General features: G+C 57.3%; 21 protein-coding genes and 1 pseudogene. 15 read left to right on the forward strand and 7 right to left on the reverse strand.

Translation table 11 applies throughout. The features are described 5' to 3' along the window. Window positions 1-9 precede the first annotated feature (9 nt). The 4 genes from narI (at window position 10) to K5845_RS17850 (ending at window position 2,669) form a co-directional block, all read left to right on the forward strand. Window positions 10-738 (forward strand): respiratory nitrate reductase subunit gamma, encoded by a 729-nt coding sequence (gene narI, locus K5845_RS17835; protein ID WP_046479430.1) that lies wholly within the window; start codon window positions 10-12, stop codon window positions 736-738. 3 nt (window positions 739-741) lie between these two features. Then, window positions 742-1,590, forward strand: coding sequence for a peptidylprolyl isomerase (locus tag K5845_RS17840; RefSeq protein WP_287959603.1), 849 nt, complete (start codon window positions 742-744; stop codon window positions 1,588-1,590). Window positions 1,591-1,602: 12 nt separating this feature from the next. Further along, the gene (locus K5845_RS17845; RefSeq protein WP_046479429.1) at window positions 1,603-1,914 is read left to right on the forward strand and encodes a hypothetical protein; all 312 of its coding nucleotides are present in this window, start codon (window positions 1,603-1,605) and stop codon (window positions 1,912-1,914) included. Between the two features lie 182 nt (window positions 1,915-2,096). After that, complete coding sequence (locus K5845_RS17850) at window positions 2,097-2,669, forward strand: flavodoxin domain-containing protein (RefSeq protein WP_287959604.1); 573 nt, start codon at window positions 2,097-2,099, stop codon at window positions 2,667-2,669. 458 nt (window positions 2,670-3,127) lie between these two features. Here K5845_RS17850 and K5845_RS17855 read toward each other — a convergent pair. The 5 genes and pseudogenes from K5845_RS17855 to K5845_RS17875 form a co-directional block, all read right to left on the reverse strand. Continuing rightward, window positions 3,128-3,934: pseudogene (locus tag K5845_RS17855) on the reverse strand (NAD(P)/FAD-dependent oxidoreductase); the annotation flags it as partial. Between the two features lie 85 nt (window positions 3,935-4,019). Next, entirely contained in the window at window positions 4,020-4,988 is a 969-nt protein-coding gene (locus K5845_RS17860; RefSeq protein ID WP_090228269.1) for a DUF2950 domain-containing protein, read from the reverse strand. A 39-nt stretch (window positions 4,989-5,027) separates the two neighbouring features. Then, complete coding sequence (locus tag K5845_RS17865; RefSeq protein ID WP_244512403.1) at window positions 5,028-6,404, reverse strand: DUF3300 domain-containing protein; 1,377 nt, start codon at window positions 6,402-6,404, stop codon at window positions 5,028-5,030. A 686-nt stretch (window positions 6,405-7,090) separates the two neighbouring features. After that, on the reverse strand, window positions 7,091-7,855 hold the full coding sequence (locus K5845_RS17870) for a response regulator transcription factor (protein ID WP_076605352.1): 765 nt from the start codon (window positions 7,853-7,855) through the stop codon (window positions 7,091-7,093). Window positions 7,856-8,085: 230 nt separating this feature from the next. Beyond that, the gene (locus K5845_RS17875) at window positions 8,086-8,337 is read right to left on the reverse strand and encodes a hypothetical protein (protein WP_287959605.1); all 252 of its coding nucleotides are present in this window, start codon (window positions 8,335-8,337) and stop codon (window positions 8,086-8,088) included. Window positions 8,338-8,937: 600 nt separating this feature from the next. Between K5845_RS17875 and K5845_RS17880 the strand changes: the two genes are divergently transcribed. From K5845_RS17880 to K5845_RS17910, 7 genes are all read left to right on the forward strand, one after another. Further along, the gene (locus K5845_RS17880) at window positions 8,938-10,029 is read left to right on the forward strand and encodes an HPP family protein (RefSeq protein ID WP_046479397.1); all 1,092 of its coding nucleotides are present in this window, start codon (window positions 8,938-8,940) and stop codon (window positions 10,027-10,029) included. Between the two features lie 99 nt (window positions 10,030-10,128). Beyond that, window positions 10,129-10,500, forward strand: coding sequence for a tRNA-binding protein (locus K5845_RS17885; RefSeq protein WP_287959644.1), 372 nt, complete (start codon window positions 10,129-10,131; stop codon window positions 10,498-10,500). Window positions 10,501-11,028: 528 nt separating this feature from the next. Next, entirely contained in the window at window positions 11,029-13,203 is a 2,175-nt protein-coding gene (locus tag K5845_RS17890; protein ID WP_287959606.1) for a protein-disulfide reductase DsbD family protein, read from the forward strand. A gap of 16 nt (window positions 13,204-13,219) precedes the next feature. Next, entirely contained in the window at window positions 13,220-13,846 is a 627-nt protein-coding gene (locus K5845_RS17895; protein WP_287959607.1) for a thioredoxin family protein, read from the forward strand. A gap of 226 nt (window positions 13,847-14,072) precedes the next feature. Further along, window positions 14,073-14,450 (forward strand): type II toxin-antitoxin system RelE/ParE family toxin, encoded by a 378-nt coding sequence (locus K5845_RS17900; RefSeq protein WP_287959608.1) that lies wholly within the window; start codon window positions 14,073-14,075, stop codon window positions 14,448-14,450. Next, on the forward strand, window positions 14,447-14,779 hold the full coding sequence (locus tag K5845_RS17905) for a helix-turn-helix domain-containing protein (protein WP_287959609.1): 333 nt from the start codon (window positions 14,447-14,449) through the stop codon (window positions 14,777-14,779). Before K5845_RS17900 ends, K5845_RS17905 begins: the two co-directional genes overlap by 4 nt. 167 nt (window positions 14,780-14,946) lie before the next feature. Beyond that, the gene (locus K5845_RS17910) at window positions 14,947-15,498 is read left to right on the forward strand and encodes a BPSL1445 family SYLF domain-containing lipoprotein (RefSeq protein WP_046479393.1); all 552 of its coding nucleotides are present in this window, start codon (window positions 14,947-14,949) and stop codon (window positions 15,496-15,498) included. 45 nt (window positions 15,499-15,543) lie between these two features. Here K5845_RS17910 and K5845_RS17915 read toward each other — a convergent pair whose 3' ends face one another. After that, complete coding sequence (locus tag K5845_RS17915; RefSeq protein ID WP_287959610.1) at window positions 15,544-16,467, reverse strand: LysR family transcriptional regulator; 924 nt, start codon at window positions 16,465-16,467, stop codon at window positions 15,544-15,546. 128 nt (window positions 16,468-16,595) lie between these two features. Between K5845_RS17915 and K5845_RS17920 the strand changes: the two genes are divergently transcribed. The 4 genes from K5845_RS17920 to K5845_RS17935 all read left to right on the forward strand — a co-directional run bounded on the left by K5845_RS17920 (window position 16,596) and on the right by K5845_RS17935 (window position 19,442). Then, entirely contained in the window at window positions 16,596-17,159 is a 564-nt protein-coding gene (locus K5845_RS17920) for an NADPH-dependent FMN reductase (protein WP_090228279.1), read from the forward strand. Window positions 17,160-17,340: 181 nt separating this feature from the next. Then, a complete protein-coding gene (locus K5845_RS17925) occupies window positions 17,341-17,820 on the forward strand; it encodes a TspO/MBR family protein (protein WP_046479391.1) in 480 nt (159 codons plus the stop codon). Between the two features lie 53 nt (window positions 17,821-17,873). Next, window positions 17,874-18,383, forward strand: coding sequence for a hypothetical protein (locus tag K5845_RS17930; protein ID WP_046479390.1), 510 nt, complete (start codon window positions 17,874-17,876; stop codon window positions 18,381-18,383). A gap of 87 nt (window positions 18,384-18,470) precedes the next feature. Next, window positions 18,471-19,442 (forward strand): DMT family transporter, encoded by a 972-nt coding sequence (locus K5845_RS17935; RefSeq protein ID WP_287959611.1) that lies wholly within the window; start codon window positions 18,471-18,473, stop codon window positions 19,440-19,442. Between the two features lie 5 nt (window positions 19,443-19,447). Here K5845_RS17935 and K5845_RS17940 read toward each other — a convergent pair whose 3' ends face one another. Beyond that, on the reverse strand, window positions 19,448-20,041 hold the full coding sequence (locus K5845_RS17940; protein ID WP_287959612.1) for a TetR/AcrR family transcriptional regulator: 594 nt from the start codon (window positions 20,039-20,041) through the stop codon (window positions 19,448-19,450). Between the last annotated feature and the right edge of the window lie 63 nt (window positions 20,042-20,104).

Consider the following 20,104-nt stretch of genomic DNA (forward strand, 5'->3'; position numbering starts at 1 on the left):
GCCGCTGCGATGCGCGATATGCTGTTCCACCTTCTGTTCGTCTGGTACCCTTACGTTTGCTTGGGCTTCTTCGTCGTCGGCTCGCTGTTCCGCTTCGAGCGTGATCAGTATTCGTGGCGTGCGTCCTCAAGCCAGCTTCTGCGCCGCCGCCAATTTATTATCGGCTCCAACCTGTTCCACTTCGGGATCCTGTTTCTGTTCGTCGGCCACTTCGTTGGCCTTCTAACACCCACTTGGCTTTACACGAAGCTCATCACCATAGAGCAGAAGCAGATGATTGCCATTACGGCCGGCGGCATCGCCGGTGTGGTCTGCTTCGTCGGACTGACCATGCTGCTCCATCGCCGGCTGTTTGACCCGCGTATCCGTATTACCTCGACGACGATGGATATGGCGATCCTGACCATACTCTGGGTGCAGCTTGCCCTCGGGCTCGTGACACTGCCCTACTCGCTGCAGCATTCGGATGGGGAGACGATGCTCAAACTTTCGCATTGGGCCCAGGGCGTGCTGACCTTAGAGCCAAATGTCGACAATTACCTGAAAGGGCTTGAGTGGCCCTACCTCGCTCACCTCGTGCTCGGCATGACAATCTTCCTGTTGTTCCCGTTCTCACGGCTCGTCCATATCTGGTCGGCGCCAGTCGGGTATCTTGGGCGCAAAGGTTATCAGATTGTCAGAACGAGCCGGCCCCAACGTCAGAGCGCCGTCGCAGGATCGAGCCAGCGGAGTAGATGACCAATGACAACGGTTTATAAGGCCGAAGATCCGGCGTTGCCGTTTCGTGCAGCGCAAAGCGCGAAGGTCAGCGTCAACGGCGTCTCAATCCCCGCCGCCGCCATCTCGCGGGAGGTCCAGCATCATACGGCCGCGACGCCGTTGCAAGCATGGAAGGAGGCCACCCGCAGCCTCGCCCTGCGCGAGTTGATACTGCAGGAGGCAAGACGGCTTGAGATTGAGCCGGAGCCGGAAACGGACGAGGAAGGACGTCGAGAGACCGACGACGAGGCGCTGATCCGTCAGCTCATCGAGAGAGAGGTGAAGACGCCGACGGCCGACACAGAGTCTTGCCGGCGTTACTACGAGTGCAATCGCGCGCGCTTTCGCTCACCCGACATTTTCGAGGCGGCGCACATCCTGATTGCGGCGCACCAGAATGATGTAGAGGCCTTCGTTGCGGCACGCACCCTTGCCGATCAACTAATCGAAATTCTGTCCGTTCGACCCGAACTATTCGGTCAATTTGCCGAGACCTACTCAACCTGCACCTCGGCCAAGACGGGGGGAAACCTCGGTCAAATATCGCGCGGAGACACGACACCTGGATTTGAAGCTGCACTGTTCAAGTTGGTTCCTGGAGAAATGACGCGGGAGCCGGTTGCGACGCCTTACGGCCTGCATATCATCCGGCTCGACCGACGCATTGAGGGGGGTGTGTTTCCCTTCGAGATGGTCGAGGAACGTATCGCGGCTTATCTCAGCGAGCGCAGCCGGCGCCAGGCAACCGCGCAGTACTTGGCGTGCCTTGCCGCGACAGCAGAACTGGAAGGCGTTGATTTTCTAACCCCCACGGACGTCCGGGTGTATTAGGGAACAGGCGACATGCTCCTCGGGGATCTCATAAAGCAGCTCGACGATGAGGCTGCAGCCACGGAAGCGCTGCTGTCGATTGGCGACATCGCATTTATAGTGCGCATTCAAGAGCTAGCGGCGGCAGAAGAGACGGCGCTTGGCGCTTATTTGAGGCGAAAGATCAGCCACTTCTCTGCGACCGCGGATGCTGACACATGGATGGCCGTAATGATGACGTCGAGCCGCTCGAAAAACCCCGGGGGAAACTGTCTGCGCGCGATTCTCGAAACCACTTGTATGCCCGGCGGTGGTTGCGCCGATACCAGCGAGGGACAGGCCTAGTTGGGACCGACATTTGACAGGGATCAAGGTCGGCAAACACTAGTCCTGTTTAACTTAAAGCAGAAACTAGAAAGCCGCTCATTTGCGGTGCGGAAACGACTGCGAATTCGTTTTCCAGATAGAGCGATGCACCTGTTTGCTATTCTGACTGCCGCAAGGATGCATCGCGCAGAGTGGTGCTAATGAAGGTCCTCATCGCATATGGATCTGTAGAAGGTCAGACACGCAAGATCGCGGAAAGAATAGCCGAACGCATTCGCAATCACGGCGAAGAGAGCACTCTCTACGACACTGAGTGCCGTCCGCGTCATCTGGCCGTCGACGTGTTTGATGCTGTTATCGTGGCGTCTTCCGTACATCAAGCGCTGCACCAAATTTCTGTGCGAGATTTCGTCGCCGCGCATCGTGCCCTGCTCGAAGATATTCCGTCGGCATTTGTGTCCGTGAGTCTCTCTTCGGCCTTCCGCAACGGAGGGACTGACGCGCAGAACTACGTCGATTATTTCTTTGAAAACACCGGCTGGCATCCGACGTACTACATCAAGGTCGCCGGTGCGTTGCGCTACTCAGAGTATGACTTCTTCAAGGAACAGATTCTAAGGCATGCCGTTTTCAAGGACAGGCTGGAAATCGTCGATGGTCACGATCATGAATTTACTGACTGGTCCGAAGTAAACGAGTTCATCGATCGTTTTTTGCAACACACCAAAGCCCGATCGAGAACGAGCCCTGTTCCGACTGCAAGCAAAAACTAGCAGCGGGCCGACCATATCAAATCGTTAGCGGCAGACTTGGCTGAGGACTGCGGGTACCGTCGATGTCAACCTCGCTGACGTGCGCTTCTGAAAGAATCCGCTGGTTCCCGCGACAATCGACTCGACCGCGTCCACCGTACAAGTCGTGCCCATTAGGTAGGTGATGGCGGCCGGCCGCGAGGGGAGGGCCGGCCGCATTGCGCACCCTATCGTATTGCAGCCGGGGGGAAGCTGCAGGGTGGCAATCTACTCGCTGGGGGAAGCGAGGTTCGAAGACCTGAACCCGAACATTGGGTTTCACTGAGCCGGCCAGTCACCTTCAGACACCGCCCGGCGCAAGGCGTCCGAGTTAATAGGAACAGGGTGGGAAACGCAGGATTGGCGAGTGGCGTGGCAAACGCTGGGTTTCTCGAAACATAGCAATGGCCTTCACTTGGTACGACAGTGTCAGGGCTGGGTCAGAGATCAGTAACGCGCTGCGGATCGGCAGACGCGAGGGCCGCAGCGCGCACGGGTTTCGGCGGATAGATCCAAACCGTATTGATCTCCTGCTTAATCTTCTTCGCGTCAGCGCCAACGTGCTCGACGTTGCGATCCCAGCCGCGCGTGAACAGCGCGCCTGCCTCTCCAAGGTCGAGGCAGGTAACATAGGCCTTCTGGTGATAGGGAGTCGGCGCTTCGCCGAGCAACTCGGCCGCGGCGTTGTTGCCGGCGAAGGCGCCCATACGCGTGGCGTGTTGACACGACATTAGCGCGTGGTTGCCGTCGTCGTCGCAAACAGCTTTTGCAGCATCTCCCGTCGCGAAGACGCCGGGAACGCCGACGACGCGTAGCTCGCGGTCAACGACGAGGCGACCAAAGTTGTCGCGCTCGCCTGGCACTTGGACCGTGAGAGGAGCTGCGCGGATTCCTGCTGCCCAAATGACGGTCGCGGTTTCGATGCACTCACCATTGGAAAGCGTGACACTCGTCTCGTCGATCGCCGCAACGCCTGCTCCGAGCCTGGTTTCGACGCCGAGTTTGCGAAGCGCATCCTCGATTAGCGGACGCGGACCGGCGCCCATGTCGGGGGCGATTGCTGGGTTGCGCTCGACAATAATCACGCGCGTGTTGACATCCTTGCCAAAGATTTCACGCAGCCGGCTGGGCATCTCCGTCGCCGCCTCGATACCCGTGAAACCGCCGCCTGCGACGACCACCGTATTGCGAGCTTCCGATGCCGGCCGGCTCGAAAGACTCTTGAGGTGGCGGTCTAGTGAAATGGCAACTCGGAACGCGGCCTCCGGAGATGAACGCTAGGCCCCGTGGCAATAACAAACCTTTTGAAGTTGTGATGACGGCGCGTAGTCCTCAATCCACATCAGCGGCATGCCAACCCTCGCCGGGATCGTACTCTTTCATCTCAGCCACAAGCATGCGCGACTCTGGCCCCAAGTCTTGTTCGTAGACTGTCCCATCCTGGTTGACGATGAAGGACATAATGCCGGAATTGCCGTATTCAGCTGGTGCCGCTGCGAGCCCAAACCCGCCGATCATTCGACCATTCACAACGAAATCCCGCGCGCCTGACTTAGCCGCAGAGCCCTGTCCGTCAAGCATTTTAAAGACATACCCATGGTAAGGCACTGAGGCATCGTTCTGCTCAGTACCCCGCCGATATCCTTCAGCCCTCGCCTCCGCCACCAGGGGCCCCATTGGGCTCGTCACCTCGCCTTCCTGGGTTGGCCAAAAGAGTCCGTCTTTGTTGCCTGGCGTACTGAGAAATCGGCGTGCGTATTGCAGCCCATTCCCGTCTCGGTCCTGCGAGGCATATTCCATCTGCGCAGCCACATACGCGAGCATCACACGCATGGCAGCATGCTCGTTTTCCCCAATCCTGCGGTTCAGAATCTCATCTGCGCCAGCCTCGCTGTCGAAACGCCATGTGACACCTTCAGCGACCAGCGGGATAGGAAATGGATATTCTTCCTCGCCAATCAAAAGCACACTTCGAATTGGGTCGTCCTTACGCAGTCGGTGCGATTTGGCATAGGCCTTAAGAAATTTTTCGCGCATGGCTTCGTCATAGATCTGGTCACCAGACGAAATCAGCTGCTCCGATCCCGGACCAAGCACCCTTTCCAAGGCTTCGGTTCCCGATGATTGCGCTGCCCTAAAAAGGGCCGCCGCAGCCTCATCTGGACTCGCGAACATCATCTGACGGATTGCTCGATCCTCCGCCTGCGATGAAGAAATCGTACCGACACCGATCAGAAAACACGTTGTTACGGTGAAGAAAATCAGTGAAGGATATCTCGAACAGCTGCGATGGATGGGCATGACGACCTCTCACCCGATTTCAAGATATTGATGTTGAAACTAGCGGCGACGCCCATGTCCTCCGCCCCCGCGCCTCATTCCTCCTCCATGCCTGGACATTCCGGAACGGCTCGCTCTCCCACGACTAGCGTGCTTGGCAACATCGCGGCCACGTTTCATGTCGAAAGCATTCGATCTCCGCGGCCCAGATGAGGATCGTCTTGCAGATGGCTTGTGCCTCGTCTTTGAGGATGGGCGCTTGTGTGGACTACCGCTCGGCCTTTTATGCGACGGCTTTTTCTTGGCGGTTTTATCGCTGACTTTGTCCTTCATCTTGCCCTTATTGGGGCGGTCTTTGTGGGCTCCAGCCTTGTCCTTAAGCTTGCCTTTGTCGATGTTGCCGACCCGGTCTTTGACCTTGGCCGCATCACCTTTGCTGATCTTATCATGAAGCTTTGCTGCCCCAGCTCCTGCTGCACCTGCCGCAAGCTTGTCGCGCACCCCTTCAACTGAATCACGGTCGTGGAACCCGCGAAAGTCCTTGCCGGCCTCCTTAAATCTATCGCCATTCTTGCCGAACTTCTCGCGGCTCGCGTGATCACGATAGGGCACAGGGCCGCGATGCCGCGGATTGTGAACCCAGGTATTTGACGTGATCTTCGGGTTATTGACGTTGATCCTGTTGTATCGATCGACGTCGATGTGAATGTTGCGGTGGCGCCAATCACAGTAACCCCATCCCCAAAGTGAGCGCGCGACGGCGTATCCGGTCCCCCAGAAGAAGCCCGAAACAAATGCTGACGTCGGATATCCCCCATACCAATAGTAGGGCGGATAGTCTGGATACCACCATGACCCGTACACAACCGCAGGCTCATAAATTGGAACGTAGACGACATCAGGACTCGTCTGCTGAATGATGATCTCACTGGATCCATCATCTTGCTTCCGGCTCACTTTCTGCTGCTCATTGCTCTTGAGCGAACCAGCATCCTCGGCCTTCATACGAAGCGCCTGGATCTGATTCATGACGTCATCTTCTTGGGCGAGGAACGCATCGCCAAGCTTCTGCGTCCATTCCAACTTCTCGCTCATCATCTGCAGCACGTCAGGAACGAGCGTAAGCGCTTTGACGCTCGGATCCCAATCCTTGGCATCCAGAGCCTTTGTGAGGTCCTCACCTTCAAGCTTCGCGTTCTCAGGATCTTTCCGCCATCGCGCAGCCTGTACGACTTCAAGCGGATAGGTTGATGCCATCAACACGTTGGACAGAAGGTCGTCGGGATAGAGCGCAATCGGAGCCAGCAGCTGCGCCAGTTCCTCCTTCTTGAACAGCGGCGCTTGATCAGCATCCTGAGCCTGCAGTGTTCGCGGCAACGTGCCTGCCAGCAAGATCACAGCCGCGGCAAGACACTTCATCAATTTATAGGCGCTCATGGATAAAATCCTCACCGCCTCTCATCGCTACTAGGACGTCATTTCGAATACCAGTTGAATTAGAAGGCGCGCCGACGCCAAGCGAGCCAATGGATTGCCCTATACCTTGTGATCTTTTTTTCATATCGGCTTCTCCTACCCGGCAAAACATGCAGCGAGTAAATCCGAAAACAACGGAAGGAGCCTGTTCAACATCGTCAACGATCTAAGTCGGATGCGCCGCGTTCCGTTCCAGGCCGAAACAGACGGAAAAATGAAATCGGCTGTCAACGGAAACGACGCTCCGCAGTCAGACTGCGGCAAATCTGGATGACATAAGAGAATGAATTGGAAGGCTGGTTAATCGGCGATGTAAAGCCGCTGCATAACACGCGTAAAAAGTCTTACCCGAACGAAGCAAGCCCCGGGACCGGGGCCGCTCGAAGTCGCCAGCGGGCGGCGCGACTGACGCGGCTCCCGGTCCCGGGGCTGGACCGGTTCGTAGGTTTGGGCGTCCGGTTTCGAAAAGCTGCAGCAAGCTTGGCTACATCGCGCAAGGAGCGAAGGGGTTTTTCTCCCCTTCGCTCGTGCAGTCCCCCGGGACTAAACAGTCCGTAAGGAAACCTTCCCCCGATTCCCTGCGGCGGTCACCGATGCTGGTGTATTGGAAGTCGCCTGTATACGTCATCCCCGATTTGGGGGAGGCCTTATGGGATGAGATTAAGCCGTATAGCCTGCGCCACAGCTTGCACACGGTTCCGTGCCCCAAGTTTCACTTGTACCTTCTTAAGATGGCTCCGGATTGTCTCTTCGCCGAGACCAAGGAGTTCGGCAATTTCCCTCATTTGGTGACCGAGCGACGCAAGCCGCAACACGGCAAGCTCACGCGCCGTCAACGCGGCCGCCGAACCGATGCGGTCGGTTTGGAGTCCTATAAGCTTCTGGAGGCGAATAGCAGCGAACGTCGCTCCCATGAAGATGATGGTGCGATCTTCCGGGGTGAACCGATTTGAAAGAACGTTACGCGACCAGTAGGTCACAGTCCAACGCCCGCCAACCGGGCACGTGAAATAATCACGCATACTGTACTTCATCGCGAGCTCGAAGGGCCACTGATCTACGCCCAATGGCTCGAGCATGCGCATCATTTCAGACATCGTGAACGGGGCAATGGAAAGCTGAGCCAGCGAAAGGCCAGGGCCTGGGTGCTTTTGCGTGCGTTCGAAATAGTCTTCCCACCAGCCCTCTGGCACACTTTTGTGCAAGAACACCGTCTTACCTTTTTCGACGCCGCTCCAATCGCACCAGCGTATTGGCATGAGGCCGGCCATAAGAACGTTCATCTTACACGCCTTGGCCGTCACGCCGTGCAGGTTATCCAGAACCTGATCAGGTGTTTCTAGCTCTTCAATGCTGGTAATAAACCGCAACATGTCAGAGCCGAGTTTTGAAACTTCCTTACTCACGGGCATTCGGCATTCGATAAACGCCTCCCGTCAGAATCACATTACCCACCGTCCCATAGCAAAGGACTTGTAGGCTCCTCCTCTCCCAAACAAAGAATAGCAGCAACCCGAAATCAAAGGGATCCGTGAGCATAGAACTTGGTTACGGACGCAAGCCATTCAATGCGTAGTAAAAAATTCCCTCCAGCACCAACGCGCTAGAGGGAGCATGTAATTCAAAATTTAAGGCGTGAAAGTCACCACCAACCCTTGCAGATAAAATAACGCTTCTTCCAATAGAATTTTCCGGTCGCATACCACTTCGCCTTGTAGAAGCCGCAGCCGCGAGGGCGATGAAAGTTGTGGTGATGAAAGTGGTGAAAATTATGCTTCCAGAGATGATGCTTGAAGCCATGCTTGCCGCCAGCTTCTGCGCCGGTGGCGCCCCCCATTAGGGCCGCGATAGCAACAGATCCGGTTAGCGCAAGCGCCATAACAGTCGTCTTCATTTACAATCTCCTTACTTCTGCGTAGCCCGCGCTTCCCATGATCATCGGAGTAGGCGGTGAGCTAACAATGCGAGAAGCGATCCTTAGCCGCTGTTCCCACCGAAACAGGAAGGAGATCCATTTCAGCTCCGGTACTATTCGCCGATAGAGCCAATCTGCCGTTCATTAGCCAACTTCAATCCCCAACCGCGGCCTCAAGCCGCTATGGGTAGGAAGACATTTTTTTCTTTGTATGTTGGAAATACCCCCGAATGGTGTCCATTCTCGAACATACGGATTACGAACCGACAGGCCACGATGGAGCAAGAAACCGTGCACGAATGCACCGGCCGCAAAATGCGGTAGGGGAACGAAATGAAACGTAGAATAAAACTCATGCATCATAGTGCACGCTGGAATGAGCACCCTGGCTAGGAGCTTTTCAGCGAGACGCGATCGGCGCAGCACGAGTCGCTCACCGCCAGACCAAATGCGTCACCCTAGCACTGTCCGTTGAACCAGAGCGTCTTCGCGAGACAGCCTCGATCCGAAAGAACTATAAAGTTGTGTGTGGTTTCATGAGCCACCGTACTGAACAAGGCAGCAATACCTTTGAAACAAATGACGCACCCTGAACAGCGCTCGCCATTCAGGCTCGATTTTCGCATTTTCGCACCGATACTCCCCGGCGCTACGGTACGAGAACGTATTATTGCCTGTGTTGGCGCTGCCCTGGGCATCGGTCTGACGTTCCTGATCTGTGAGAGAATTATTGGGCCAGGAAGCCATCTGCCGTTGATCGTCGCCCCCATGGGAGCGTCCGCCGTCATACTTTTCGCTATTCCAACGAGCCCACTCGCACAACCCTGGCCGATCATCGGCGGGAGTACAATTTCAGCTTTCGTGGGATTAGCAGTGCACTTCCTGATCCAAGATCAGGTCTTAGCAGTCGCCATCGCCGTCAGTCTGGCAATTGCCATTATGTCCCTAGCTCGATGCTTGCATCCGCCTGGCGCTGCTGTCGCGATGACCGCGATCATCGGGGGACCGGCGATCACCGAAACGGGCATTTGGTATCCGTTCATTCCCGTCGCACTTAACGCCCTGATACTCGTATTGCTCGGAATAGGCTTTCACAAGTTGTCGGGGCGACCGTATCCAAACTACGCGGCTCGGAACGATATCAATGATTACGGAACCAGTGATCCGCCAACCCTCTCGCGAGCAGGCTTCAAGCAAGAGGACGTCGATGCAGCCCTATCGGCTTTGGACGAAACCTTTGACATCGACCGCCATAGCCTGACCCGTTTGCTGCGTGAAGTCGAACTGCAGACAATTTCCCGCTCCCGGGGTGACCTTAGATGCGAGGACATCATGTCCCGAGACGTCATCAAAACGCACCTCGGAGAATCCGCCGACGCTGCTCAGGTGCTTCTTCTAAAGCACAACATTCGCACATTGCCCGTACTAGACGGTGAAGACCGGTTGGTGGGAACCGTTGGACTCCGCGAGCTGGCCGGAGCCACAGGTGTGGTTGATGAGGTGATGTCACGCGCGGCCGTGTCTTCTCCAACGGCTCCCGTGATGGGCCTCGTGCCGATTTTGACCAACGGCCGGATGCACGCAGTCATTATCACCGACACCGATGAACGTGTACTGGGGTTGATCACGCAAACAGACCTACTCGCCGCCGTCGCGCGCGCCGTCTCATGAGTTTGCAGCGGCGCCACTACCCAGCGCCAAAAGGCAGGATTGCGACCACGGCTGCAAGCGATAAGAATGCGCATCGAAACATCCCGGCAGGACTTCCAGATGCATGCCAATCACACTCTCGACGCTTCGGCAGCGCCGGAAATCTCATTTGATCAGTTCCTCGCGGTCGACATCCGCATCGGAACGATCACATCGATCGAGCCGTTCCCAGAAGCTCGAAAGCCAGCCCTCAAGCTGGTGATCGATTTCGGTCCAGCTATTGGGCTGAAGAAATCAAGCGCACAGATTACCCACCATTACACACCGGAAGATCTCGAAGGCCGCCAGGTCGCGGCCGTTGTCAATTTTCCGCCGCGGCAAATCGGAAAGTTCATGTCGGAAGTTCTGACACTTGGCTTCGCGGATGAAGAAGGTAAGGTCGTCCTGTTCAAGCCCGACCATCCCGTTCCGAATGGAAGCCGGCTGTTCTGAAACGCATACGGCCGATTGGAACGTCCACCGAATACACCCTGTCCAGGGATGCAAATTTCTGCTCGGTTTTGGCCTCACAGAACACTCAAATTCACGGCAAAGTTTTTACCTGTCGCATTGCTGTGAGGCAGACTTGGTGCGTGGCAGCCACCAAAGCTTCAGCCGCATCTCGATCCACACCAGGCAATGAAACCGCAAAGTTACAGCAGCCCGCCCCCACTTTGCGAACGTGGCCCGACGCCGACCGTTGCGGCCCCCTTGCGTCAGAAACACCTTCGGATGTCAGCCCTACGAAGTCACAAACATCATTGCACCGAGGATGCAGGCGGAACACCCAGCGGAAAAAAGCTGTTCTAACCGCCCACATCACCGACAAACACTATTAGTTGAGGCAACCACTATTGGCTTTGCAAAGCGTCCACCAGCCAGCCATATGGCGGGACGACGGAACGTGTGCAGCGGCATCGTTCAAAGCACACGGATAGTCCTTGCGCTGCAAAAGCGATGTGAGAGGGGCCGAGACAAAGAATGGCAATTCGGTACACTGCCACTACGATCCTCTGGGCGACTATCGTTGCGCTAATAGGGCCCAACCTCGCCGTCGCCCAACAGCCTAAAGTTCAAGCCGATCTCATTTCGGCGGTAGATCATATTCAGCCCGGAGTTCCCTTCACCGTCGGCCTGAGCCAGCGCATTACGCCACACTGGCACACCTATTGGAAGAATCCCGGTGACTCGGGCGAGCCCACACGCATTGAATGGTCTCTGCCGGATGGCTTTAAAGCGTCTGAGATTCGTTGGCCTGTTCCCGACGCCATCCCTGTCGGACCGTTGGTGAATTACGGCTACTCCGACACCCTCCTGCTCCCCGTCACCATTACACCGCCCGAAACGCTCGACACCCAGTCCGTTGAGCTGACCGCGAAATCCAATTGGCTGGTTTGCGAGCAGATCTGCATCCCTGAATCGGCGGAACTCAAACTGATCCTCCCCGTCGCCTCAGCAGGCGAACCGCCAACCCCAAGCGAGCACGCCGACCATTTCGCAGAGACCGAACGCAGCATCCCGACACCGGCCGATTGGCCTGCCACGGTCGAGCAATCCTCTGACACTGTCACGCTGAAAGTCGCCGCCCCCGAACTCGATCCCAATCGCGTCACGAAAGTTGAATTCTTCCCCGATACCTGGGGCCTGGTTGATCATGCCGGCGCTCAGAAAGTCTCCTGGACGGACGACGGCGTCACGCTCAGCTTGAAGTCGGGGGAACTCGCCAGCAACGGCATAAAAGAACTAAACGGCGTTTTGGTTCTGACCGAACAGATCGGTAACACGCAGCAGGCTCGGCACGGCTTCACCATAAGCGCGAAACCAACCGGAACTCAGGATATCGCCGCAACGGGCGCAGCCACACCCTTGCAAGCCATCGGCACCCCGTCCGGAGAGGGCGACAACACCGGCACACAAATCACCATCTGGCAAGCAATGCTCTTCGCGCTCCTGGGCGGGATTATCTTGAACCTGATGCCGTGCGTGCTCCCGATCCTTTCGCTTAAAACGCTGTCCCTCGCCAAACACAGTGGAAGCGGCGGAAGCGAAGCCAGACGATCGGGGCTCGCCTATCTCGCCGGCGTTCTCGCAAGTTTTGCTATACTTACTGGCGTGCTTGTTGCCCTGCGCAGCGCCGGCCTCGCCTTCGGCTGGGGCTTCCAGTTCCAGTCGCCGGTCTTCGTACTCGCCATGGCCGCTCTATTCCTGGCGCTCGGCCTGTCGCTCTCCGGCGTCTTTGACATCGGCGGCGGCGCTGTCGGCCTTGGGGAAGGATTGACCCGCAAATCGGGTCTGACAGGCTCCTTCTTTACCGGCGTGCTGGCGACCGTCGCGGCAACACCCTGCACCGCGCCGTTCATGGGCGCCGCGATCGGCTACGCGCTGACGCGGCCCGCCCTCGACATGGCGCTCGTTCTCCAGGCCATGGGTGTCGGCTTCGCGCTCCCTATTCTGCTGATTTCGTTATCTCCAGCCGCCCGTCGCATTATTCCGAAGCCCGGCCCCTGGATGGACACGTTCAAGCAAGTCCTGGCTTTCCCGCTCTATGCCACGGTTGTCTGGCTCGTTTGGGTGCTTTCGCTACAGGCCGGCAGTGATGGCGTCCTTAGCGCGGGCGTCACGTTGATCGCCGTCGGCTTCGCTGCATGGCTGCTGGGGAACCGCACAGGCCAACCGGCTCTCAGGGGCGCTTTGGCAGTCGCCGTCGTCGGTGCTGCTCTTGCCTTCACGGTTCCCTGGATCACGAGCGCTGAGGTCCCCACCACCTCAGCCGACAAAGGTGATGTCGCCGCCGGCGAGCCCTTCTCCGAAGAACGCGTCGCCGAGCTTCGTGCTTCGGGCCGCCCGGTCTTCGTCAATTTCACCGCCGCGTGGTGCATCTCCTGCAAGGTCAACGAGCAGGTCGCCTTGCGTACAGACGGCTTCCGCAAGGCGCTGACCGATCACAACGTCGCCTACTTGAAAGGCGATTGGACCAATCAGGATGAGCGCATTTCCCGCGTGCTGAAGGCTTACGGACGCGCGGGCGTTCCGCTCTACCTGCTCTACCCCGCGGACCCGCAAAAAGAAGCCATCGTGCTTCCCCAGCTTTTGACCGAGGCGATTGTGGTGCGCCACTTCGCCGAACTAAACCTCGCACAAGCTTCCAATCGTTAAGAGGAGGACTGAGACCATGACATTCCGCACGACAGCTAAGGTCGCCGCAGCAGCGTGCTTGGCCTTCGTACTCGGAGCCGCCGGCGCCGCAGCCGCACCTGAGGTTGGCAAGCCCGCACCCGACTTCACCGGCGTCGACACCCATGGCAAAACCCACACGCTGAAAGAACTGCGCGGCAAGACCGTTATCCTGGAATGGTCCAACGACGGCTGCCCTTACGTCCAGAAGCACTACGGCAGCGGCAACATGCAAAAGCTGCAGAAGGACACCACAGCGGACGGCATCGTTTGGCTCACCATCGTCTCGTCCGCCCCCGGCGCACAGGGCAATCTCCCACCGGCCGAGCACGATGCCCTGATGCTAAAGCGTGATGCGGCACCGTCCGCCGTTCTAATCGACCAAGAAGGCACAATCGGCCGCGCGTACGGCGCCCAGACCACGCCACACATGTACATCATCACGCCGGACGGCAATCTCGCCTACAAGGGCGCGATCGACGACAAACCGACAGCGAACCAGTCCGATATCGAAGGCGCGCGGAACTATGTCCGCGAAGCGCTGGAGCAGATTGCCGCCGGTAAACCGGTCGACCCCGCCGTCACCCGCGCTTACGGCTGCTCGATCAAATACAAAACATCCTGACCCCAGCGCGACTTAGCGCGAGGCTGAAAACAATTGCGGGCCGGAGCATCATGCTCTGGCCCGCGCTAGCACGTTAAAATTGGGGCTACCCGCGCAGTCCGAACTCTTGACCGTGCCCTCAAAATATGCCAGTATTGGCATGCCTGGGTTGGGGATTAGGGGACGCTCTCGGGTCTGTTTCGCGTTTTTTATGGAGACGTAAAAATGGACACTGGAGCAAAGACATATGAAACCCCTTCATTGGATGGGCTCAACTCGTAAGGATATTAAAAACTTTCCGGAGGACGTGCGCAGCGAAATAGGCTTCACTCTCTATCTTGCCCAAAATGGAGATAAGGCCCTCAACGCAGTACCGTTGGTAGGGTTTGGCAGCACAAAAGTTCTCGAAGTTGTCATCGACGATGATGGCGACACCTTTCGAGCAGTCTATACGGTAAAGTTTGCGGATGCAGTTTACGTTCTCCACGCGTTCCAAAAGAAATCAAAGCGAGGAAAGCAAACGCCGAAACCGGATCTAGATCTCATCAAGAGACGTTTGAAGGCAGCAGAAATCGACTATAAGTCTAAATACATGAAAACGAAGAGGAAAGGTCTGGCGAAATGAGCACGGAGCGCAATACCGACGATGCGGTGATTGATAGCGCCGGCAACGTTTTTGCTGACTTGGATCTACCGTCATCCAGCGATGATATTTTGAAAGTCGAAATTGCCCGAGTAATTTCGAACACTCTTCAAGAGTACAAACTAACGCAATCCGAAGCTGCACGCAGGATTGGTATTGATCAACCAAAAATTTCTAAAATCGTTCGTGGTAACTTGAAGGAATTTTCCGCTGAACGACTGATAGAGTATTTGCTAGCGCTTGGTTGTGATATCGATGTCCACATCAAGGCGCCAAAGCAAGCGCGTGGCCGCATCACAATTGCAGCGTAGTAAGTATCCGAATTTTTATCGCTACCCACGAACTCCGATTGACACAGTTGGAGTTTTGATAAGTCACGCGCAACCTACGCTCTCCCACACCCTACCCCTCAGAATTCCGCCACGAATCGCGTTCAATAGTCTCCGCTGGGGAACCCTTTGGAGAGAGAGAACCATCAATGTCGTCGTGGAAGGCCGTCTGTCTGGCCCTGTTTTCGTTCGCCGCCATCATTCAATCGGCACCTGCCAGCAAGGCCGCCTCTGGCCCTGAAATCGATGCAGGCGTACATGCCACGCTCGATAAGTTCTTCTATCAGGTGAGAGGCGCGCGCGATCTCGCCAACAAGTCCGTCGGCATTCTCGTCTTCCCGTCCGTGGTCAAAGCCGGCTTCGGCTTCGGCGGCGAATATGGCGAAGGCGCGCTTTTGATCGGCGGACGCACCGTCGATTACTACAACACGCTCTCGGCCTCCGTGGGCTTCCAGCTTGGCATCCAGGAGCGCGCGGTGATCATCATGTTCATGACCGAATCCGCGCTCGATCAGTTCAGAAGAACGGCCGGCTGGAAAGTGGGCGTGGACGGCTCCGTCGCCATCATCACGGTCGGCGTCGGCGGCTCCATCGACACCAACAAGATCACAAGCCCCGTTGTTGGCTTTGTCGTCGATCCCAAGGGGCTGATGTATAACCTCACCCTCGAAGGCTCGAAGATCACGCGCATCTCACGCTGATCGAGAAGGCACTGGCTTGTGTGCTTCGGGAAGAAGCACGCCCCCCTAGATGTGCCCCGCCTCCGCGCACTGGGGCACCTGCCGTTTAAGCCGTTCCAACAGCCAGCGTGCCGCCGGCCCCAAGGCGCGATCCTTGCGATGCGCCGCGACTGTCGGCACGCGCGGCAGCGATCCGTCGCCCTCCCAATAGTCGAGGGGCAACTGGACGAGATTCCCGCGATCCAGATCGTCCTGCACCATGTGGCGGGGCATGCTTCCCCAACCGAGCCCAGCGCGCAGCAAAGCGTGCTTGGCGCCTAGATCCGACAGCCGCCACGTACGCGTGGACAGCACCCCACGATCGACACCGCGACTGAAATCAGAGCGGTCACTAAGCACCAATTGCAGCTCCTCCCGCGCACGTTCTAATGGGATCGGTGCCGGGATCTGAGCCAGCGGATGAGACGGCGCCGCAACGAGCAGCAGCTCAATCGGCACGAGGTGCGACTGTTCCAGTTCCACCGCCCGCGCATCCAAATAAATCAGCAACCCAAGATCGACCTGACCCTCCAACACCATGCTGGTCGCCGCACCCAGGGACTCAACGAATACGCGCGCCTGCACCGAAGGATAGAGCTGCTCGAAATCGCGTAGTTGCATAACGAGAGGCGCCATCGGAAATAGCGGGTCCACAACCAGCGCCACTTCCGCTTCAAGCCCACCAGCAATGCCGCGGGCCATCACATCGAACGCATTCGTCTCTTCAAGCAATCGCCGCGCCCGCGGCAACAACGCTTGTCCCGCCAGCGTAAGGACCGGCCGATAACCTGACCGGTCGAACAGATCGAGGCCAAGCTGCTCTTCCAGCTTCTGGACCCCATACGTCACGACGGATTGCGCGCGATCCAGCTTGCGAGCTGCGGGAGCAAAGCCACCGTTGTCGACCACCGCCACGAAAAGACGGACATATTCCAGAGCCTGACCGTTCATAACTATCAACTTAGTAGATAGAGACGTTCGAACGTCTACCCATTTTTTAGAATGCCTGAAAGCAATAAATAGGACGCATGCCCCCGGCCACCGAGACCGGAGCCAGATAAAGAAACAGGAGAACGGCTATGCATCGTCCTAAGCTTCTTGGCATCTCCGGCAGCCTCCGCCGGGACTCCTTCAACACCCAAATCCTTGAATCCATCAAGCAAGTCATCGCGGACCGCACCGATTTCGATGTGTTCCGGCTGAATGAAGTCCCACTGTATAATCAGGATCTCGACGTCGCCCCGGCAATCCCGGGCGTCGCAGCATTGCGCGACGCCATTGCGGAAGCCGACGGCGTCGTCATCGCAACGCCTGAGTTCAACTATGGCATCCCCGGCGTATTGAAAAACGCGCTCGACTGGGCGTCCCGTCCCTACGGAAAAGCCGCGTTAATCGGCAAACCCGTCTTGACCTTCTCATCCTCTCCCGCATTCACCGGCGGCGTACGCGCTCAGGCCCAGCTCAACGAGACGCTTCTGGCCATCGGAGCAAGACTTATAGTGCGTCCTCAGACGGTTATCGCCGAAGTTCACAACAAATTGCAAAACGGCCGTCTGGCCGATACAGCCAGCCTCGACTTCCTCATTGCTGGCGTGAACGACCTGATCACCGAGAGCGCCCAACCGGCCCGAAAAGCGGCTTAAACACAGGCACACCGCGTTTCTCCCCACTGCCCAGCGCGGCGGCTGGCGGTTCAAAACCGTCGGCCGCTTTGCATTTTGCAAATGGAGGTATGCGCATGATCACTGGTGCTCCGCTTGTCTCTGCACTAGCAATAGTTCTCATGTGCGAGTTCGGATCAAGCCGCGGGTGAGAAGAAACGCGATGGATGGTTCTGTAATGAGAACGGTACGCAATGTGCTGATCGCAATCGCCCCCGTTCTGGCCGCCGGCATCCTTGGCAACCTCGCGACCATCCCGAACATTCCGACATGGTACGCCGGACTGGAAAAGCCCGCCTTCACACCGCCCAACTGGGTGTTCGGGCCGGCCTGGACCACGCTATACGTCTTGATGGCCTACGCCTTCTTCCGCGTGCTGCAATCACACGCGCCCGGCCGTGCGGCGGCAATCATCTGGTTTGGTCTGCAGATTTCCGTAAATGCCTTGTGGTCCTGGGTCTTTTTTGAAGGTCAGAACCCTGCGGGCGGCTTCGTCGTTATCCTCTTGTTACTCGTACTGATCATCGGCACCACGGCGGCTTTCTGGAAGGTGGACCGCCTCGCCGCACTGCTCCTGGTGCCCTACATCGGATGGGCTACATTTGCGGCCCTGCTGAATTGGGAAATATATCGCCTCAATTAGTCGGCGCGACCGGTCGCAGCTTGAATGGTTGGAGCGAACCGCAGGAAGGCTCAATGAAGCGCAAGATCATCGAAGTGAACGACACCATGCAGCAGGGCTATCGCTACGAACTCACAGCTCCAGCGGGCCAGGATTTCGCCCCCGAGTTCGAACCCGACCTCACGCCCAAGGGCATGTTGGAACTGGGTGTATTCGGCGGAAAGTACATGACCGATACGCGAGCTGAATTCCCCAAAAGCTGGTTCACGAATGCCAAGCTCTCACCCAAAGGCAGCGACCCATCCCTTAACTACTTTGGCGTTGACGCAAGCCAACCACTTTCGGTCTGGCGCAAGAAAGGCTGGATCCATCCCGATGACCCGCGCGGGTGGTTCCAATGGTACTGCCGCTACTATCAGGGTCGCCGGATTGAGGATGAGGATCAGCGCCAAATCGGCCGCTGGAAAGCAATGAGGCGCCACATCGCCCAGATCCGCCGCAATTGCGAGCCGGGCGATATCTTCTGTAGACGAAGGCAACGGCAAGCCCTCCTCCACTGGGCCTATGACAGCCGAAAGTTCTGACGAGGAAACGCGACTTTGCCCGGCGACAGGCAAAGGTCGGCCGATCTAAGCTCGCACAAAACAATCAAAAAACGTCGGACACGGAACATGAGCACCTGCCACCGTCAGGAAGACACAACGCGCACGTCCGAGCCAATCGTTTCCGAACAGAACATCTTCCTGATTACGCTGCTCGCGTCGACGTTCCTCATGGGCTCAAGCTTCATCTCAGGAAAAATCCTTCTGCAAGACGGCTTCAGTCCATTGGTGCTGGTGGGATGGCGTTGCTTTGTTGCAGCCATAGCCGCAGCACCGCTCGTCCGGTTCGACGGGCCCTATGGCCAAGCGCTCGCCCCGCCACAGCTTGGCTTACGCGACGCAGCCCTGATGATACTCATCGGCCTCCTTCAGACGACAGGTGTCATGGGCTTCTTGTTCCTGTCCATGCAGTACATCTCAGCGTCGGCCAGCGCTATCATGCTTTTCACAAACCCCATCTGGGTCGCAATGCTGGGCATCGTGTTTCTGGACGAGACACTCCACAAATGGCGCACCATTGGATTGGTGCTCGGCTTAATCGGGATCGTCTTTGCCATCGGGGTAGGCCCCGAGCTTTCACTCCACCCCGACACGATCCTCGGCGAAATTTTCGGATTATGCTCTGCATTCTGCTGGGCCGCGGCGACAATCATCAATAAGCGCGCAAAATTACCTTTTGGCGGCTGGGCGATGAGTTTCTGGCAACTATTGGTCGGCTCTCTGGGACTCCTCGTTATCGCCTACGCATCTGGCGAGCACTGGCCGGAGAACGTATCATTCGAACAATGGGCCTGGTTCTTTTGGCTCGCGATCCCAGCCACCACCGGATCGTTCGGCCTGTGGTTCGTGGCCTTGCGCAAAGGCGGCGCGACGCGAACGAGCGGGTACCTTTTCCTCACACCGCTTTTCGCAGTGATCTTATCCTTCATCATACTGGGAACGACATTGTCAGTGCTGCAAGCAACAGGCGGCTTCCTCATATGCGTCGCACTCTGGCTGATCAACAGAGATCGCCCAGACACGCCAGTGCGCGGGCCCTGAAAGGACTAGCGCCGTCGCCTCTTCGTCGGCACCGCCGCGTTGACCAATGCGAAGGCCGCGTCTCCGGCCGTCTCCATATAGGACGCATCCCGTTGTAGGAGCCCAGCCGCAAACGCCCCGTCCATCAGCAGGACAACTTGGCGTGCTAAGGGTTCGGCTGGGGCGATGCCTTCACTTTCAAACATCTCACTCAGCCAACCCTCAAACCGCTTCTTATGGGCCGCACCGATCTTTATCGCCGGATGCCCCGGCATGTTGGCCAATTCAGCGGACGTCCGCAGGAAGCCACATCCCTTCCATTTGGGATGGCGCGCGGACACCGCGAGGTGATGGAAAATACTCCGCACCTTGTCCGCAACGCTCCCGTCCGCTTCGCTAAACCAGCGTCGAAATAGAGCAAGGTTGGGTTGATCGCGCCCTTCTAGATATGCCGCAACCAGATCATCTTTGCTTTTGAAATGATAATAGAGCGTCCGCTTCGTCACGCCCGCTTTGTCCGCCACGGCATCAACGCTAACAGCCCTCACCCCCTCACTGTAAAAGAGTTTTGAGGCTGCTGCGATGATGCGCTCGCGCGTTGAAGGCGTCGTCGGTCCCATGCGCTTTGTATACTAACTAGTGAGTGTAAAATCATCGGCTTTTCATCAAGGATCGTCTCCCGA

Source organism: Filomicrobium sp., from assembly GCF_025698805.1.
Lineage (GTDB): Bacteria > Pseudomonadota > Alphaproteobacteria > Rhizobiales > Hyphomicrobiaceae > Filomicrobium > Filomicrobium insigne.

Excerpts from the sequence above, each read along its gene's own strand:
- narI (WP_046479430.1), top strand. The coding sequence starts at position 10 with ATGCGCGATATGCTGTTCCACCTTCTGTTCGTCTGGTACCCTTACGTT.
- K5845_RS17840 (WP_287959603.1), top strand. The coding sequence starts at position 742 with ATGACAACGGTTTATAAGGCCGAAGATCCGGCGTTGCCGTTTCGTGCA.
- K5845_RS17845 (WP_046479429.1), top strand. The coding sequence starts at position 1,603 with ATGCTCCTCGGGGATCTCATAAAGCAGCTCGACGATGAGGCTGCAGCC.
- K5845_RS17850 (WP_287959604.1), top strand. The coding sequence starts at position 2,097 with ATGAAGGTCCTCATCGCATATGGATCTGTAGAAGGTCAGACACGCAAG.
- K5845_RS17860 (WP_090228269.1), bottom strand. The coding sequence starts at position 4,988 with ATGCCCATCCATCGCAGCTGTTCGAGATATCCTTCACTGATTTTCTTC.
- K5845_RS17865 (WP_244512403.1), bottom strand. The coding sequence starts at position 6,404 with ATGAGCGCCTATAAATTGATGAAGTGTCTTGCCGCGGCTGTGATCTTG.
- K5845_RS17870 (WP_076605352.1), bottom strand. The coding sequence starts at position 7,855 with ATGCCCGTGAGTAAGGAAGTTTCAAAACTCGGCTCTGACATGTTGCGG.
- K5845_RS17875 (WP_287959605.1), bottom strand. The coding sequence starts at position 8,337 with ATGAAGACGACTGTTATGGCGCTTGCGCTAACCGGATCTGTTGCTATC.
- K5845_RS17880 (WP_046479397.1), top strand. The coding sequence starts at position 8,938 with ATGACGCACCCTGAACAGCGCTCGCCATTCAGGCTCGATTTTCGCATT.
- K5845_RS17885 (WP_287959644.1), top strand. The coding sequence starts at position 10,129 with ATGCATGCCAATCACACTCTCGACGCTTCGGCAGCGCCGGAAATCTCA.
- K5845_RS17890 (WP_287959606.1), top strand. The coding sequence starts at position 11,029 with ATGGCAATTCGGTACACTGCCACTACGATCCTCTGGGCGACTATCGTT.
- K5845_RS17895 (WP_287959607.1), top strand. The coding sequence starts at position 13,220 with ATGACATTCCGCACGACAGCTAAGGTCGCCGCAGCAGCGTGCTTGGCC.
- K5845_RS17900 (WP_287959608.1), top strand. The coding sequence starts at position 14,073 with ATGAAACCCCTTCATTGGATGGGCTCAACTCGTAAGGATATTAAAAAC.
- K5845_RS17905 (WP_287959609.1), top strand. The coding sequence starts at position 14,447 with ATGAGCACGGAGCGCAATACCGACGATGCGGTGATTGATAGCGCCGGC.
- K5845_RS17910 (WP_046479393.1), top strand. The coding sequence starts at position 14,947 with ATGTCGTCGTGGAAGGCCGTCTGTCTGGCCCTGTTTTCGTTCGCCGCC.
- K5845_RS17915 (WP_287959610.1), bottom strand. The coding sequence starts at position 16,467 with ATGAACGGTCAGGCTCTGGAATATGTCCGTCTTTTCGTGGCGGTGGTC.
- K5845_RS17920 (WP_090228279.1), top strand. The coding sequence starts at position 16,596 with ATGCATCGTCCTAAGCTTCTTGGCATCTCCGGCAGCCTCCGCCGGGAC.
- K5845_RS17925 (WP_046479391.1), top strand. The coding sequence starts at position 17,341 with ATGGATGGTTCTGTAATGAGAACGGTACGCAATGTGCTGATCGCAATC.
- K5845_RS17930 (WP_046479390.1), top strand. The coding sequence starts at position 17,874 with ATGAAGCGCAAGATCATCGAAGTGAACGACACCATGCAGCAGGGCTAT.
- K5845_RS17935 (WP_287959611.1), top strand. The coding sequence starts at position 18,471 with ATGAGCACCTGCCACCGTCAGGAAGACACAACGCGCACGTCCGAGCCA.
- K5845_RS17940 (WP_287959612.1), bottom strand. The coding sequence starts at position 20,041 with ATGGGACCGACGACGCCTTCAACGCGCGAGCGCATCATCGCAGCAGCC.